The following is a 17,069-nucleotide window of genomic DNA, read 5'->3' as shown; positions in this document are numbered from 1 at the left end:
GCAGCGCGAACCGGAATGTCGAAATCGTTGAACTACCTAGACATACTTCTGGATTCCGGGTTCGCGGCTTTGTCCGCGCCCGGGAATGACGGGAGAGTCATCTCTCGCGCAGGGGCAAGGCCATGAATCTCTCGAAATTCTTCATCGATCGTCCGATTTTCGCCGGCGTGCTGTCGGTCCTGATCTTTCTCGCGGGCCTGATCTCGCTGTTCGCGATGCCGATCTCGGAATATCCCGACGTCGTGCCGCCCTCGGTGGTGGTGCGCGCAACCTATCCCGGCGCCAATCCGAAGGTGATCGCGGAAACGGTGGCGACGCCGATCGAGGAGCAGATCAACGGCGTCGAGAACATGCTCTACATGTCGAGCCAGGCGACCACCGACGGCGCGATGACGCTGACGGTGACGTTCCGGCTCGGCACCGATCCTGACAAGGCGACGCAGCTGGTGCAGAACCGCGTGCAGCAGGCCGAGCCGCGCCTGCCCGCCGTGGTGCGGCAGCTCGGCATCATCACCAAGAAGTCCTCGCCCGACCTCACCATGGTCGTGCATCTGCTGTCGCCGAACAATCGCTACGACATGACGTATTTGCGCAACTACGCCGTGCTCAACGTCAAGGACCGGCTGGCGCGGATCGACGGCGTCGGCGACGTTCAACTCTATGGCGCCGGCGACTATTCGATGCGGGTGTGGGTCGATCCGCAGAAGGCAGCCGAGCACGGCCTCACCGCAAGCGACATCGTCAAGTCGATCCAGGCGCAGAACGTCGAGGCCGCCGCCGGCGTGGTCGGCTCGTCCCCGAACGTCAAGGGCATCGACCTGCAACTGTCCGTCAACGCCGAGGGACGGCTTGCGAACGAGGAGCAGTTCGGCGACATCGTGGTCAAGACCGGCACGCGTGGCGAGGTGGTCCGGCTGCGCGACGTCGCACGCATCGAGCTCGGCGCCTCGCAATACGGCCTGCGTTCGCTGCTCGACAACAAGCAGGCGGTTGCGATCCCGATCTTCCAGGCGCCCGGCTCCAACGCGCTCGAGATTTCCGACCACGTTCGGGCCACCATGGCCGAGATCAAGAAGAACATGCCGGAAGGCGTGTCCTACCAGATCGTCTACGACCCGACCCAATTCGTCCGCTCGTCGATCGAGGCCGTGATCCACACGCTGCTGGAGGCGATCGCGCTGGTGGTGCTGGTGGTGATCCTGTTCCTCCAGACCTGGCGCGCCTCGATCATTCCGCTGCTGGCGGTGCCCGTGTCGATCGTCGGCACCTTCGCCGTGATGCACGTCTTCGGCTTCTCCATCAACGCGCTCAGCCTGTTCGGCCTGGTGCTTGCGATCGGCATCGTGGTCGACGACGCCATCGTGGTGGTCGAGAACGTCGAGCGCAACATCGAGGGCGGGCTGTCGCCGCGCGATGCGACCTACCAGGCGATGCGCGAGGTGTCGGGGCCGATCATCGCGATCGCCATGGTTCTGATCGCCGTGTTCGTGCCGCTCGCCTTCATCTCCGGCCTCACCGGGCAATTCTACAAGCAGTTCGCGCTGACGATCGCGATTTCGACCGTGATCTCGGCCGTCAACTCGCTGACGCTGTCGCCGGCGTTGTCGGCCCTGCTGCTCAAGGGACACAACGAGCCGAAGGACCGGCTGACCATCATCATGGAAAAGGGCCTCGGCTGGTTCTTCCGCGGCTTCAACAAGGTGTTCACACGCTCGTCGGAGAATTACAGCGGCACCGTCACCAAGGTGATCTCGGGCAAGGCGGCAATCATGGGCCTCTATCTGGTCCTGGTCGGCCTCACCGCCTTCCTGTTCCAGCAGGTCCCGAGCGGCTTCGTGCCGGGTCAGGACAAGCAGTATCTGGTCGGGTTCTCGCGACTGCCTGATGGCGCAACGCTGGACCGCACCGAAGACGTCATCCGCAAGATGAGCGACATCGCGCTGACCCAGCCCGGTGTCGAGAGCTCGGTTGCATTCCCGGGCCTGTCGATCTCGGGCTTCACCAACTCCTCCAACGCCGGCATCGTGTTCTCGACGCTGAAGCCGTTCGACGAGCGCAAGGGCCCCGCGCTGAGCGGCAATGCAATCGCGGCCGACCTCAACAAGAAATACGCGGGGATTCAGGAGGCCTTCATCGCCATGTTCCCGCCGCCGCCGGTCAACGGTCTCGGCACCATCGGCGGCTTCAAGCTGCAGATCGAGGATCGCGCCGGCCTCGGCTATGAGGCGCTGAACCAGGCGACGAATGCGTTCATGGCGGCGATGCAGAAGGCACCGGAGATCGCGGGCGTGTTCTCGAGCTTCCAGGTCAACGTGCCCCAGCTCTTTGCCGATATCGACCGCACCAAGGCGCTCCAGCTCGGCGTCCCCGTGACGGAGGTGTTCAACACGCTCCAGATCTATCTCGGTTCCTACTACGTCAACGACTTCAACAAGTTTGGTCGCACCTATTCCGTTTACGTGCAGGCCGACGCGCCGTTCCGCGCGCGTGCCGACGACATCAGGCAGTTGAAGGTGCGCTCGTCCTCCGGCGACATGGTGCCGCTGTCGGCGTTGCTCACGATCCGCCAGAGCGCGGGCCCCGAGCGCACGATCCGCTACAACGGCTTCCTGTCCTCCGACATCAACGCGGCGGCTGCGCCCGGCTTTTCCTCCGGCCAGGCACAGGAGGTAGCGACGCGGATTGCGGCGGAGACATTGCCGCCCGGCTTCGCCTTCGAATGGACCGACCTGACCTATCAGGAGTTCATCGCCGGCAATTCCGGCCTCTGGGTGTTCCCACTGGCGATCCTGCTGGTGTTCCTGGTGCTGGCCGCACTCTATGAAAGCCTGACCTTGCCGCTCTCGATCCTCATGATCGTGCCGATGGGCCTGTTGGCTGCGATGTTCGGCGTCTGGATCTCCAAGGGCGACAACAACGTCTTCACCCAGATCGGCTTGATCGTGCTGGTGGGACTCTCGGCCAAGAACGCGATCCTGATCGTCGAATTCGCGCGCGAGCTCGAGTTCGCAGGCCGCACGCCGATCCGGGCGGCGATCGAGGCGAGCCGGCTGCGGTTGCGCCCGATCCTGATGACGTCGATGGCATTCATCATGGGCGTCTTGCCGCTGGTGTTGTCCACCGGCGCAGGCTCGGAGATGCGGCGCGCCATGGGCGTCGCCGTGTTCTCCGGCATGATCGGCGTCACCGTGTTCGGCCTGTTCCTGACGCCGGTGTTTTATGTGCTGCTGCGGACCGTCACCGGCATGAAGCCGCTGACGCATCACGGCAGCGATACCAGCGCAGCGCCGGTGCACCCGTCGGGCACTAGATCAGGGAAATCCCCGACAGCAACAACAGAACGAGCACGGTCTTGCGAAAGACCGTCTCGTTGACCCTGTGGAAGGCGATCACGCCGAGCGCGGAGCCTGCGAACAGCGCCGGCAGGCTGACCGCGAGATCGACGAAGACTTTTGACGACAGATCCTGATGTCCGACCAGCAGCGCGATCGCGAACAGCTGCATCGCGGCGATGAACGGCTGCACCAGGCCGCGCTGCTCGCTCTTGGGCATGCCGCGCATGTCGCACCAGATCGTCGGGATCGCGCCGGGCATCGCGGTCAGCCCGCCGACCAGCCCTCCCCCGAACCCGATCAAGGCAACCCAATGCCGCCCGACCGCCTCGCCGGCCGTCACCAACGTTGGCCGCAGCAACATGTAGGCGGCATAGAGTGCAACGATGATGCCGAAGCCGCGCCGGAGCAGATGCGTATCGGTGCTCTGGAGCAGCGATACCGCGATGGGAACTCCGATCAAGCCACCGACGATCAGCAGCAGGCTGCCTTCCCAGCGGATATTGCGTCGAAGCGCCCACAGATTGGTGGCCTGCACGCCAATGCTGCACGCCATCATCAACGGCACGGCTTCGAGCGGCTGAAACACCCGGAGCAGGATGGCGCCCGCGACCGCCGAGAAGGCAAATCCCGAGAGCCCGGAGACGAAGGCACCGGCGAACACGGCAACGCTGAGCAGCATCAGAGTCGTGACATCAGGCACAATCCGCCCTCCGGTCAATCGTAGGTAATTTGCGAGACAGGGACCTCGGCGCTCTCCGTGCAAGCGGCCGGCTCGAGTGGAGCCGACGGATGCATCGCGTAAGCGTGAGATCGCTCCACCATCGCGAGGCCGACCAGTTGGAGCGTGACGAGCGCCGCGGTCAGCGCGATCGCGACGAAGTTGACGTTACGCACGTTCGAATTTGGGGTGTTCGGCGGCGCGCTCGCACCCATCAGATCCGTGGGCATTTTCTGCAATATCCTCTTCGTTGCTGACCGGAATGATTTCATTCAAACGCAATGTTTCGTGCGGCTGCTCCAGCAGATGGCGATAGCGGTGCAACACGCGCTGCGCGTCGATTTCTCGCTGCGCGCGGAGTACCGCGCCTATGCGGGCGACGATATCGCGGAACCTGCCTGTCAGAACTGGTGACGCCGTTCGCATGACAATCTCCTCTCAACCTGCTCGAGAGGTTGACGGGATCCACTTCCGTCTGCAGTGAATTGCTTCACACAAATGCCCGATACGTCGAACAACAGACCGTGTGATGTTCAGTAGAATAGAGCGCGGAAAATCGCGTCATTCGATCGAACGACGCGCGATAACTTTCTAATGATGTTTCTGATTGAACCTATTGCGAGCTGCAGCGACTCGCCTGCGTTTTTTTGAACGCGTCTCAGTGCACGAGCGGATTGGAGAATCCAGCTGCCAGCTTGACGAGATCGGCTTGACGAGAAACGCCGGTCTTGGCGAACACCCGATGCAAATGCGTCTTCACCGTCGTCTCCGCGATGCCGAGCGCAACCGCGGTCTCCGGCACGCCGCCGACATCGACGATCGACTGCAAGACCCTCAGTTCCGCAGGCGTGAGTTCGAAGGTGCGATCAATGAGACCGGCACACGACCGGCCGTCGAGTTCCGCTTTCCAGATGAACAAGGCTCCGACGGCCGAACTGCGCTCGGCCGTACCCTCGCGCAGCAATGATGGCAGCGCGATGATTTGCGCGACGTAGTAGGAGCCGTCACGCGATATCAGCGGAATTTTCCGACCCGAAGATGCCGCCAAAGCGACTTCGCTTGGGTCGCGGAAAATATCGCGCAACGCCGAATTTACAGTGGAGGAGCTTGCCACCAACCGGCCCGAGACAGACCGCAGGACATCATCGACGGCCAGGATTGTCCCCGCGGCCGGATTGCTGTGGACGATATGACAGGCCGAATCGAGCAGGATGACACCCGCATTCAACTGATCCACGACGTCGGCGAGCGCGATCGCGCGCTGCTGCTTCCGTTCGATCGCCCGGTTGATCAGCAACGCCCGACTCGCATGCGGAACCAGGAACTGCATCCGCGCCCGTTGCTCGGCGTCGAGCATCCCCCTGCCCGGAATCACCGTCATCAGCATCGGACAGGGCGACTTCGACTGCTCCAGCACCCACATTGGCGACGTCGACGCAGCCCTGGGGGCGCAGCCATTCCTGGTAGAAGCGGCCGCGGCGATATTCGTCGAAATCCACGAGATCGGGAATGTTGCGCACCTCGCCATAGCGCGGAAGCCGAGCAAGTGGGTCGTACCGGGAGTAGGTCTCCGCATAGAGCTGAATGTAGTGCGGATCGACCCCGCAGTAATAATGCGTCGCGCCCGATTTGCTGACCGGGTCCTTCGAAATCAGACCACAGGCCTGGCTGCCGATGAAGGCATTGAGTTTGACAACGACCTCGCTCCACAACTCCGGGTGGAGACCCGCGTCATAGATAGTCTCGATCAACTCGGACGGCTTTGGAGGTCGGGGCATTGGAAGAGCCAATACTGACACATGGAGATGGCGACATGTTCTTCATGCCTGGCGGCTTCCGTGAGTCTTTCGCGGGAGCGAAAGGTTCAATCGTGATGGCAAAATCAACGGTCTAGTTGACGAGCGGATTGGAGAATCCTGCAGCAAGCTTGACAAGATCAGCCTGACGCGAAACGCCCGTCTTGGCGAACACGCGATGCAGATGCGTCTTCGCCGTCGTTTCCGCGATACCGAGCGCGACCGCCGTCTCCGGGACGCCGCCAACCTCGACGATCGACAGGAACACGCGCAGCTCGGCCGGTGTAAGGTCGAATGTCCGCGCGATCAATTCGCCGTAGGACTGTCCGCCGGGCGATACCTTGCGCAGCAGCAGCGCACCGACGGCATCGATCACCCGCTCGCTGCGGTCCCGCAGGACGGACGACAGCGGCAGGATGTGCGCGACGTAGCGCTCGCCGGAAGGCGAAAGCAGCGAAAACGCATGCCCCTGTGTGGCAAGCAGGGTAATTTCATTGCGGGTCGCGAACGCTTCCCGCAGCGTCTGATTGGCCTCCGCACTGCTGGTCACCAATTGCCCGGCAACGGACCGAACCAGATCGTCGGCCGCAAGCAAATCGTGCCCCGCGGAATTCGCGTACACCACCCGGCAGAAACCATCGAGCAGGAAGATGCCGCAGGCAAGATTGTCCAGGACCTCCGCCAGCGCCGTCGCCAGCGTCAGTTGCGAGGTCATGGCGCGGTTGATCAGCAACGCGCGACTGGCGTGCGGGACGACCAGCGAGAGGCGGTGCTTCATCACCGGATCCACCATCCGGCGGCCCGACAGCACCGTCATCATCACCGGGCAGTTCGCATTCGAATTCTCGAGCACGACGTTGGCCGCATCGCTGCAACCCTGCGGCCGCATCCATTCCTGGTAAAAGCGTCCTCGCCGATATTCATCGAAATTGACGAGATCCGGGATGCTGACGATCTGGCCATGCGGCGGCAGGACCGTCAGTGGATCGAACTTCGAATGCGTCTCGGAATAGAGCCGGATGTAGTGCGGGTCCGCCCCGCAATAATAGTGCGTGACGCCGAATTTGCTGATCGAGTCCTTGGAAAACAGCCCGCAGGCCTGGCCGCCGACGAAGTCGCGGATGCCGGTGACGACGTTATTCCACAGCGAGGGATCGAGCCCGGCATCGTAGATGGCCTCGACCAGGTCGGGCAGTTTCCGTGGTCCGTGCATGGCTATAAATGGCCTGGGTGATCAATATCACCAAGCATACCACAACCACAGCATGCGGCATCCTCCGATCGGAGGACGCCGGCCCGGCGGATGGAGCCCGGGCCGGAACGAACGGATATCCGTTTCGGGCGCTACTGATGCAGAGTCGCGATACCGCACCGGGACGCTCACGTCTCGTCCCAGCCGACCTTCTCCACATTCTCCGACCAGACCGCGGCGCGATAGATCTCGCGCCCGTCGGTGTCTCTGACCCGGATGCAGGCATCGCGACCGCGCAAATCGTCGCGCCAGACGAACAGGTGGCTTGCCATCTCGTTGGCCACCACGAATGTCGCTTCGGGGCACTCGAACACCATGCCACCCGGATCGATCTTCACGATATTGCCGAGCATAAGATCAAAGAAAAAACGGCGCATGCAACACAACACTCCAACTGCGGGCGGCGCACGCCCGTGCCGTCTCCAATCGGCATTTGACCTGACATTCAATCGCGCGCGGTCACGACATCTCGCGGCTCCTGACGTCACTGGGCGTGGCGCCATAAGTCCGCCGGAAGCAGCGGTTGAAATAGGAGAGATCGCCGAAACCGACATCGTAGGCGATCGAGCTGACCGTCCGCTCGGCGTATCCGGGTTCGCGCAACATGCGATGCGCACGCTTGACGCGTTGTTCGATCAGGAAGGACGAGAACGTCTTGCCGTCGGCCTCGAACAGGCGCTGGAGATAACGCGGCGTCACGCCGAGCTCCTGAGCGACCGTGGCAACTGAGAGATCCTGCCGCCAGCAATTGTTGGCGATGGAGACTTTGGCCTTCTGCAGCCGTGCCGCCTTGACGCCGCGCCGCCCGGCCAGCTCCCGCGGCTCGTTGGTGGCACCGAGGACGATTGCCAGAAGATCGTGCAGATGCCCGACCCCGAGCTTGCGCAAATTGGGCATCGCGAATGCCTTCTCCCGCACCAGCGTCACCGCGTAATCGACCAGCAATCGAAGTCCCGTCGAGCTCTCCGGCATCACCCGCATCACGGCGTCATCGACATCCACGATCATCGGCGCCAGCACGCGTCTCGGCACACGGAGCGAGAAACAGCTACCCAGGGACAATCGCTCGAACGTCGTGACGTCCTCCGCGCTTGTCAGGACGGCCTCTCCCGCACGAAGGCTCAGATCGTGTCCCCGCTCGGATATCCCAAGCACGCCAGATCGATTCACGATCAGGGCCAGACTGTCGTCGCCGTCGGCAACCAGGTGCTTGGTGCGAATGACCCGCGCTCCGCACAATCCTCCCATCAGCAATTGGGCTTCCGGCAAGACGTGGGAGGTGAAGCTCGCCGCAAACGGCTTTCCTTCCCTCACCTCGACCTCCGCCTTCAACACCCCGCGGCAGTAGAAATCGCGAAGCAGCGGGATACGCTCGTTTTCGGGAATTTCGTTCGTTGAAACATTGATAACGGAAAAATCAAATTGGCTCACTGCAATCCTCCAACCGACGAGCAGGTCCGGCCGTGCGCTGTCGTTTCCTCACACTCGCGTTTGACGCCGTCGTGGCATCTCTTCGCGGCGCTTGCTGCTCTTCACTTTTCTGGATCGCGATATACGAAAGTATCAAATGACTCGCGTCCTGCATTCGGAGGACACGGGAGCTAGGCTCATCACAATGGATTGAGATTGCGGCACATAACGGCGAACCATGTGAAATGGATCACACGGCCTCGCCACTGCCGTTCGTTCGACGCGCGAATGGAACGGCAAAACCGGTGGCGATCTTGACCAGGTCGGCCTGCCTGCCGGCGCCGGTCTTCTCGAACAGGCGGCCGAGATGCGTCTTCACCGTCGTTTCGGCGATGCCGAGCTTTGCAGCGATGTCGGGAACGCCGCCAATCTCGATAATGGCCATCAATACGCGCAGTTCGGACGGTGTCAGCCTGAAGGCCGCAGCGATCGCATCGGCTGCGAGCCATGTCGCCGCCGAGGCCTTCTGCACGAACAGCACCGTGGCTGCGGCATCTCGCGATGGGATGCGATCGCGCTTCAGGGGAAAAGCGTGGAGCAGATAGTGCTGCCCATCAACCGACGTCGCAAGCTCGATCTGGCGGCGGGCAGCGGAACGAGTTTCGCTGCCTGAATCGATTTCGCACAGGCCGCGGAATATTTTGTCGGTCTGGGTGTTGCGGGCCACGATCCGGTCGCCGACCATTGCGAGCAGGCTGGCATCGGCGAACAGCCCGCGGCATGCTGCGTTGGCATGCACGACCCCATCTGCGTCGAGCAGGCAGATCGCCGTGCTCAGCCCATCCAAGACATCGGCAAGGTCGTCCACGGTATGAGCGCGCGCCCTGATCTGCCGGCCCATGGCTCTGGAGCGTTGGAGGTGCGGAGCAAGCAGCCGCATGCGCTCTCGCATCGGCTCGTCAACGAGTCCGCGCGACCGGTGGCGCAACACCTGCAGGATCGTGGTGCGCGTCTCCGACTTCTCGAGGGCAACGGTTGCAAGGTCTATCGCTCCTTGCGGTTCCACCCACTCGCGATAGAAGCTTGTTGCCAGGAAATCCGCCTGAGACATGATGTCGGCGACGCCAATCGTCTGTTCCGCCGCGAACGTGAGATGACGATCGAGCAGAGGGTCGAGCTCCACATATCGGTCGCGATAAAGCTGGCGGAAGCGGGGTTCGCTGCCAAAATGCTCATGGATCTCGATCGAGAGCCTGGCTCTGTCCCTGGACAGGATGGTCACGGCACATCCGCCGACGAAATGCGAAACCTGTTCCAGCATCCCGCTGCGCAGCGCGGGATCGACCGCCGCGTCGTAGATCTCGCCGACGAGGGACGAGAATCGATTTGCGTGGAGGATTGTCATCGGCCGGACGACGCAATCCGCGTATGGCTCGCACGCGCGAGAGAGATCGCGATCCGGACACTGGCGGAGGAGACGGGCCAGTCAATCGCCCCATTCCAAGCCGAGAAAACGTTGCAACGAAATGCTGGAATATCGAACATCGTCCTTGCGTAACGTCAACCGCAGGATGCGGCTTGGACGTTTTCGCCAAAGACTAGGATTAAAGCGAACAGCGCGCGGACTGTGTGCGATGAGTCACGCGTGCGATGCGTCAGGCGCCGTTCGTGCTGCAGAACCCTGTCGCCACCGATCCCGCCGGCCTCGCATCCGGCTCCGGCATCTACTTGCGATTCTCCTCGCAGAATTTCAGCGCCGCCAGCGCTTCACCGGCACGCGGCACCTGCATCTCGATGCTGTCGTCGTCATCGTCCTCGAAATCGAGCGAGAGACGCTTGGCCTTGGACAGCCGGTCCATCATGGACTGATCGTATTCGAAGATACCGCGAACGGTGGTCTTGTCCATGACCTCCCACTTCGCCTTCTTCATGATATCGGCGTCATCGGTCCCGACATCGGCCCGGAGAATCTCGCCGACCTTGTCCCACTCCCAGCCGTCATAGATCATGACGATGACGATAGCTTTCTCGGAATAGGTGATGACGATGACATAGTCCCGGTTCTCGTCTTCCTTGTCCTTGTAGCCGCGGCTCGCATTGCAATGTGCGTCTTGCGTACGCTTTTCGATGGTCCAGTCGCCGACTTTGGCTTGTTGCGCCTGCACCGGCCTCGCGGTGAAAGCGACGGCGCTCAAGGCGCCGGCCAGCAACCCGGCGGCGAGAAGAGATCGTTTCATGTCAGCCTCCAGCGTGTTCCCCGGACCGAGATGACCACCTCTGCCGGTGACCCGCAAGGGCTTCGGGGGGTGCGTAGGGCGCCGGCCCTGCCCTACTCCTGCCGCGGCACGATCGCGATCGGGGTGAAGGTGTAAACCTCCTCGCCGTTCTGGTTGAACATCGTCCATTTCACCAATGCGATGCCCTGGGGCTTCGACTTCGACGGCGTCAGGCTCATGACCTCCCCGACCAGATGCAGACGGTCATCGGGCCGTACCGGGATGGTCCAGCGCAGCCCATCGACGCCAGCGCCGATCAGCGGATGCGGGCCGAAGGGGCGGGTCTGGATCGCGAGGCTCATGGCAATCGCGGCGGTGTGCCATCCCGAGGCAGCGAGACCCCCGAACAGGGTCTGCTTGGCGGCTTCGTGGTCGAGATGCATCGGCTGCGGATCGAACTCGGCCGCGAACCGCTTGATGTCGGCCGCGGTGACGTGAACTTCGGGGGATTTGAACTGCATTCCAATGGTGAGATCGTCGAACCACTCGACTTGCGCCATGATTTCGCCTCGCCATGTGATGCGCCGCCTCGCGGCTAATGGGATTGAGCAAGAGCGGGATGTAGCGGCTCCGCAGCGCACAAACCAGCCCGGGGTTCCCCAAGAAACCCGTTTCCAGATGCGACGAAACACGCCTGAAACAGATGGTCGGTTATCTGGTTGTCAAAATGATACAGGGACGGCCACCATGCAATTCTTCCTTGACCTGATCTGGGATTATTCCTGCTGTCAGCACCTCGTCGCCCTGCCGCCGCAGGAGGGTGAGCTATGATCGAGCTGATCTCGGCCTTGCTCGCGCTTTGCAGCGTCGGCGTTTTCGCAGCGCACGCGGTGGATGCCTATCGCACCACACATTACTGATAGCCTTGCACTGATAGCCTTGCTCTAGGCTGATAGCCTTGCCCTAGAACGGCCGCCGGTAGAAGTGCTCCGAATGTGTTGCCGGCGGAAACCTGTTGGCGAGCGCGAGAGCTCCCCTCTCGTCGGTTTCGAGCGCGATCTTCTGTGCGAGCATGACGTCGCCGGGGACGAGAAAGCCTGACGGGACGAAGCACCACCCCATCGTCGCATTTCCGGCCGCATCGATCTCATGGACATTGGCGGCGGTGCCATAATGGATGCGATAGGTCTTGCCGGTATCGCAGCCGACGACATCGAAATGCCGGTACTGCTCAAATTGGACGCGCTGCGCCGGCGACAGCCATTCGGCCAGGAGCCGGCGGCCGCGGGCATCCGGCGTGTTCTCGCCGAAGAAGCGCCGATAGAGTTCGCGTAGCGCATGCAGACGCGCACGCGCCGGCGCGCGGAGCCAGACCGCCGAGATCATGAGCAGCTCAGATCAACCGCCGACTAGGCGGGGATAGAACAGCGTTTCCTGCGCGGTCGGGTCGAACGATCGGATCCGGGTGACCTCGCCAGGTCCGGTTCGCAGCGCGGCGGTGAAGCCCGCTCCGGTCAGCTCCCGAAAGCGCCGTTCGGCCCGCGCTAGCGCTTCGGCATTGCCAGGATCAAACTCGTGGCGCGTGTCGCCAGTCTGGTCCATCACGATCTGGGTTGCCATGTTGAGTCTCCTCATGCCCAGCCCTGTTCGATCAAAGCAAACCTCGTGCCGTCGGTTCCTGATGGCAACAACTTTCTCTTGTCGGCGCATCACGCCTTGCTGAGCAGGAGCGTGTTCAAGCGAAGTGGATGCCGGTTCGCACAAAGAAAACGCGCCAAGAACAAGAAGCTAGAACCCCCTTCGAAACGGGGCTCTGGTCAGCGCGAGGCGGCCGTTCCTCCGCCCTCGTCGATCTGCCGTCCCATCAGGGCGATCGCCTTCTGATAAACGCCGGCGGCATTCCAGGCTTCGATGGCGACGAAATTCGGTTCACCCGGCTGGTAACCGGCTCCTGCACGCCAGCCATGGGCCTTGAGGAAATTCGCCGTCGAGTTCAGCGCATTGGCGGCAACCTCGAGATTGCCGGTGCCATAGGCCAGGATGTTCTTGGGCATGAACTGGGTCTGGCCGACTTCGCCGTGCATCGAGCCGCGGGTTGCCCCCGACAGCGTGCCGCGATCGATCAGCTTCAGCGCCGCATAGAGCTGCTCGGTGAAGAATTCGGGACGGCGGCAGTCATAGGCCAGCGTCGCGATCGAGGAGAGCATGTTCTGGTTGCCGCGCTGGCTGCCGAATCCGGTTTCCATGCCCCAGATCGCAATCAACGGGCCCGGCGGAACGCCATAGCGCTGCTGGATCGAGGCGAACAAGGCAGCCTGCGACTGCTTGAGCTGGCGGCCCTTGGCCACAATGGTTGTGGCGCCGCGCTTGGCGAGGAACTGGTCGAGCGTTAGCGAGAAGCTGCGCTGGCCACGGTCGGCCGCGATGGTGGCACTGGCGTAATTGGTCTGCACCAGGGCCGCGAGCGCGGTCTGGCCAACGCCCTTGCCCTGCGCCTCCGCGCTGAACTCGCGCTTCCAGGCCTCGAAGCCGGCCGACGAGCTGCCGCATTGCGCGGCGTGGGCGGCGGGCGCCACGCAGCTGAGCAGCGTCATCGCCCCAAAAACCGCCGCAGCTACAGTTCTGCCCCTGATCATGTCCGATGTCCTCTCTCTGCCGCGATCCGATGCCCGAGCTTACCCGGACGAAGGCGCCGACTCCATGGCATGATCATACGACAGTTCCAGTCCAACCAAATTGCCCTCCTTGCGCCACTTGTCGAGCAGCCGCAGGAATGCCACCGGCCCGCGCCAATACTGGCTGTTTCTCGCCGCGATCGGATCGAACACGCCTTCATTGTTGTAGTAGCCGGGCGTGCATTCGGCGAGATAGGTCTGGCGGCCGAGCGCGGCTTTGACCACCTCCTCGACCCAGGCGTTTTCGGCCGCCAGCGTCGGCTCGAGGGTTCGCGCCTTGCGCTTGCGCGCTTCGGCGATCACGTAGGCGATGTGCTGCGACTGCTCGTCGATGATGTGCGGGAAGTTGGCGCTCTGGCCGGCCTGCACCATGACGATCAGGAAGCAGTTCGGGAAGCCGCGGCTGTAGAAGCCATGCATCGTCTTGACGCCGTCGCGCCAGCGCTCGGACAGGCTGACGCCGTCACGGCCGTAGACCTCAAAGCCCATGCGACGGGCGTAATCGGTACCGACTTCGAAACCGCTGGCATAGATCAGGCAGTCAAGTTCGTAGGCGTGGCCGTCGACCACGACGGCATTCTCGGTGATGCGATCGACGCCCTGTCCCCTGGTGTCGACGAGATGCACGTTGGGGCGATTAAAGGTGTCGAGATATTCGTCGTGGAAACACGGCCGTTTGCAGAAGGCCTTGTACCAGGGCTTTAACGCCGAAGCCGTCGCCTCGTCCTTGACGATCGCATCGACGCGCGCTCGGATCTCCTCCATCTTGCGATAATCGGCCTGCTCGATGACCTTGAGCGCCTCCTCGATCGAGGTCACCGGCTGGGACTGGCGGCGCGGTGCCAGCAGTATCTCGCCGAGCAGGCCGGTCCAGCCGTCCTGCACCAGATCCTGTTCGAATGATTCGCCCGAGATCACGGCGGTGAAATTGTCCATGCGTTCGCGCTGCCAGCCGGGCCTGAGCCGCTGCGCCCAGCTCTGATCCGTCGGGCGGTCGTCCCGCACGCCGATCGCCGACGGCGTACGTTGGAAAACGTAGAGCTCCTTGGCCGAGCGGCCGAGATGCGGCACGCATTGCACGGCGGTGGCGCCGGTGCCGATGATCCCGACGCGTTTGTCGCCAAGACCACTAAGATCACCTTCGGCCGTGCCCCCGGTGTAGGCGTAATCCCAGCGGCTGGTGTGGAAGCTGTGTCCCTTGAAGCTTTCGATACCGGGAATGCCGGGCAGCTTCGGACGGCTCAGCGGGCCTCCAGCAAGGATGACGAAGCGCGCGCGGATGCAATCACCGCGATCGGTCTCGACCAGCCAAATTGCCTCCTGCTCTTGCCATTCCATGCGCGTGATGACGGTCTGAAACAGCGCGCGCTCATAGAGATCGAAGTGGCGGCCGATGCGGCGCGAATGCTCGTAGATCTCCGGTGCTCGTGCATATTTGCGAACGGGCATGTACCCGGTCTCTTCCAGCAACGGCAGGTAGATGTAGCTCTCGGTATCGCAGGCCGCGCCAGGGTAGCGATTCCAGTACCAGGTACCGCCGAAATCGGCGGCCTTTTCCACGACCCGGAAATCATCGATGCCGGCTTCGCGCAGTCGTGCGCCGCACAGAAGGCCGCCGAAGCCGCCGCCGACGATGAGCACCTCGGTCTGTTCGCTGACAGCCTCGCGCGCGAATCCGGAATTGGCCCAGGGATCGTCGAGATAGCGCCCGAACTCGCCGGTCACCTCGACATATTGCGCCTTGCCCTCGGTGCGCAGGCGCCGATCGCGCTCGTCGCGATAGCGCGCACGGAGTGCGTCAATGTCGAGTGTAGATTCGCCGGCTGCGCCGGTCTTGTGTCTTTGCGCTGACATCCGTTTCCTCCCCGGCGGATACTGCTTCGCCGGCAGCTCGCATCACTTAGCCCTGAAAAAGTGACGCATGCAATCACGTCGCTCGCTTTTTGGCGTGAACGTCGCCTGGCGTTCCGCTAACCTCAAACGCACATCACAAGCGTACGTCATGCAACGACATGGCGGTCCGGAGGAGACGATGCAGGGATTGATGATGGACATGCCGCTCCTGATCAGCGGCCTGATCCAGTATGCCGCCGATTATCACGGCGAGGCCGAGGTCGTCGCCCGCGAGATCGAAGGCGACATCCATCGCTACACCTATGCCGACGCCCATCCGCGCATCAAGCGCATGGCGTTGGCGCTCAAGAGGCTCGGCATGATGCCCGGTGACCGCGTCGGCACGCTGGCCTGGAATACACACCGGCATTTCGAGATGTTCTACGCCGCGCCGGGCATGGGCTATGTGCTGCACACCATCAACCCGCGGCTGTTCCCCGAGCAGCTCGTCTACATCGTCAATCACGCCGACGACCGGCTGCTGTTCATCGACCGTGCCACGCTGCCGATCGTGGAGGCGATCGCGCCGCAGCTCACATCGATCGAAGCCTATGTCGTGATGTGCTCGCGCGAGCGGATGCCGCAGACCAAGCTTGCCAACGTGCATTGCTACGAGGAGCTGCTGGAGAACGAGAACGACGCCGGCTTCGCCTGGCCGGAGTTCGACGAAAAATCGGCATCCACCATCTGCTACACCTCCGGCACGACGGGCAATCCGAAGGGCGTGATCTATTCGCACCGCGCCGCGATCCTGCAGACCATGGTCTCCTGCAATTTCGACTTCCTGCCCGGGCACCTGGAAGGCGTGCGCGAGGTGATGATGCCGATGGCGCCGCTGTTCCACGGCAACGGCTGGAACATGCCGTTCACCGCGCCCTATACCGGCTCGAAGCTGGTGCTGCCCGGCCGCAATTACGAGCCCGACAAGCTCTACGAGCTGCTCGAAGGCGAGAAGGTGACGCTGTCCGCGGGCGTGCCGAGCTTCTGGCTGATCCTGCTCGACTGGCTCGGACGCACCGGCAACAGGTTTTCGACGCTTCGTGCAACATTGTCGTCAGGCTCGGCGCCGCCGCGCGCGATGGTCGAGAAGCTCAAGCGCGAGTATGCCATTGACTACGTCCAGGCCTGGGGCATGACCGAGGCGCTCGGCTGCTCGATGCCTGGCCTGCGGCCGGGCTCCGAGCATCTCGACGACAAGGAGAAGTTCGGCCGCCGCCAGGTGTCCGGCCGCGCCTGTTTCGGCACCGCCTTGCGGATCGTCGACGACGGCGGCAACGAGCTGCCGCGCGACGGCAAGAGCGTCGGCCATCTGCGCGCGCGGGGACCGTGGGTTGCGTCCGGCTACATGAAACTCGAAGAAGGCCTGGACCGCGACGGCTGGCTGATCACCGGCGACATGGCCGTGATCGACCCCCAGGGCCACGTCACGCTGACCGACCGCTCCAAGGACGTCATCAAGTCCGGCGGCGAATGGATCTCCTCGATCCAGCTCGAGGACGTCGCCTTGTCTCACCCCGATGTGCTGCAAGCCGCCGTGGTCGCGATCAATCATGAGAAATGGCAGGAGCGGCCTCTGCTCCTCGTCGTCCGCAAGAAGGGCGCGACCGTCGACGGCAAGACGCTGCTCGAGCACATGCGCCCGAAGATCGCGAGCTGGTGGATGCCCGACGCCGTCGAGTTCATGGACGAGTTCCCGATGACCGGCACCGGCAAGGTGCTCAAATCAGCGTTGCGCGAGAAATTCAAAGGGTATCGCGTCGCCTGAGCCGATTGC

At 62.8% G+C, this 17,069-nt stretch carries 15 protein-coding genes and 1 pseudogene; 2 read left to right on the top strand and 14 right to left on the bottom strand.

Translation table 11 applies throughout. The features are described 5' to 3' along the window. Window positions 1-122 precede the first annotated feature (122 nt). Window positions 123-3,374, top strand: a complete 3,252-nt coding sequence (locus IVB41_RS18955) for an efflux RND transporter permease subunit (RefSeq protein WP_247433803.1) — start codon at window positions 123-125, stop codon at window positions 3,372-3,374. Here IVB41_RS18955 and IVB41_RS18950 read toward each other — a convergent pair. From IVB41_RS18950 to IVB41_RS18885, 14 genes and pseudogenes are all read right to left on the bottom strand, one after another. Next, window positions 3,307-4,035, bottom strand: a complete 729-nt coding sequence (locus IVB41_RS18950) for a sulfite exporter TauE/SafE family protein (protein WP_007592375.1) — start codon at window positions 4,033-4,035, stop codon at window positions 3,307-3,309. The two genes, IVB41_RS18955 and IVB41_RS18950, sit on opposite strands and share 68 nt — an antisense overlap. Before the next feature lie 14 nt (window positions 4,036-4,049). Beyond that, window positions 4,050-4,229: a hypothetical protein gene (locus tag IVB41_RS18945; RefSeq protein ID WP_247408195.1), complete on the bottom strand. Its 180-nt coding sequence runs from the start codon at window positions 4,227-4,229 to the stop codon at window positions 4,050-4,052. Next, complete coding sequence (locus tag IVB41_RS18940) at window positions 4,222-4,479, bottom strand: hypothetical protein (protein WP_247433800.1); 258 nt, start codon at window positions 4,477-4,479, stop codon at window positions 4,222-4,224. Before IVB41_RS18940 ends, IVB41_RS18945 begins: the two co-directional genes overlap by 8 nt. Before the next feature lie 232 nt (window positions 4,480-4,711). Continuing rightward, window positions 4,712-5,831, bottom strand: a pseudogene (locus IVB41_RS18935) (helix-turn-helix transcriptional regulator). A 112-nt stretch (window positions 5,832-5,943) separates the two neighbouring features. Further along, window positions 5,944-7,062, bottom strand: coding sequence for a helix-turn-helix transcriptional regulator (locus tag IVB41_RS18930; RefSeq protein ID WP_247433797.1), 1,119 nt, complete (start codon window positions 7,060-7,062; stop codon window positions 5,944-5,946). Between the two features lie 167 nt (window positions 7,063-7,229). Next, on the bottom strand, window positions 7,230-7,478 hold the full coding sequence (locus tag IVB41_RS18925) for a DUF6894 family protein (protein ID WP_247286603.1): 249 nt from the start codon (window positions 7,476-7,478) through the stop codon (window positions 7,230-7,232). Window positions 7,479-7,560: 82 nt separating this feature from the next. Beyond that, complete coding sequence (locus IVB41_RS18920; protein ID WP_247286604.1) at window positions 7,561-8,532, bottom strand: AraC family transcriptional regulator; 972 nt, start codon at window positions 8,530-8,532, stop codon at window positions 7,561-7,563. A gap of 229 nt (window positions 8,533-8,761) precedes the next feature. Continuing rightward, window positions 8,762-9,916, bottom strand: coding sequence for a helix-turn-helix transcriptional regulator (locus tag IVB41_RS18915; RefSeq protein ID WP_247433794.1), 1,155 nt, complete (start codon window positions 9,914-9,916; stop codon window positions 8,762-8,764). A 319-nt stretch (window positions 9,917-10,235) separates the two neighbouring features. Continuing rightward, a complete protein-coding gene (locus tag IVB41_RS18910) occupies window positions 10,236-10,748 on the bottom strand; it encodes a hypothetical protein (RefSeq protein WP_247433791.1) in 513 nt (170 codons plus the stop codon). Between the two features lie 92 nt (window positions 10,749-10,840). After that, entirely contained in the window at window positions 10,841-11,287 is a 447-nt protein-coding gene (locus IVB41_RS18905; RefSeq protein ID WP_247286609.1) for a MaoC family dehydratase, read from the bottom strand. A gap of 403 nt (window positions 11,288-11,690) precedes the next feature. Next, window positions 11,691-12,113, bottom strand: a complete 423-nt coding sequence (locus IVB41_RS18900) for a hypothetical protein (protein WP_247433788.1) — start codon at window positions 12,111-12,113, stop codon at window positions 11,691-11,693. A gap of 12 nt (window positions 12,114-12,125) precedes the next feature. Continuing rightward, window positions 12,126-12,347, bottom strand: coding sequence for a hypothetical protein (locus IVB41_RS18895; RefSeq protein WP_007592399.1), 222 nt, complete (start codon window positions 12,345-12,347; stop codon window positions 12,126-12,128). 197 nt (window positions 12,348-12,544) lie between these two features. Next, window positions 12,545-13,363, bottom strand: coding sequence for a lytic transglycosylase domain-containing protein (locus tag IVB41_RS18890; RefSeq protein ID WP_247286612.1), 819 nt, complete (start codon window positions 13,361-13,363; stop codon window positions 12,545-12,547). A 39-nt stretch (window positions 13,364-13,402) separates the two neighbouring features. Next, a complete protein-coding gene (locus IVB41_RS18885; protein ID WP_247433785.1) occupies window positions 13,403-15,256 on the bottom strand; it encodes an NAD(P)/FAD-dependent oxidoreductase in 1,854 nt (617 codons plus the stop codon). 178 nt (window positions 15,257-15,434) lie between these two features. Here IVB41_RS18885 and IVB41_RS18880 point away from each other — a divergent pair, with 178 nt between their 5' ends. Continuing rightward, complete coding sequence (locus IVB41_RS18880; protein ID WP_247433782.1) at window positions 15,435-17,060, top strand: long-chain fatty acid--CoA ligase; 1,626 nt, start codon at window positions 15,435-15,437, stop codon at window positions 17,058-17,060. The last annotated feature ends 9 nt before the right edge of the window (window positions 17,061-17,069 follow it).

It is taken from the genome of Bradyrhizobium sp. 44, assembly GCF_023073095.1.
GTDB lineage: Bacteria > Pseudomonadota > Alphaproteobacteria > Rhizobiales > Xanthobacteraceae > Bradyrhizobium.
The sequence above is the reverse complement of the archived record's forward strand: the minus strand, read 5'-3'. Positions and strand labels throughout refer to the sequence as shown.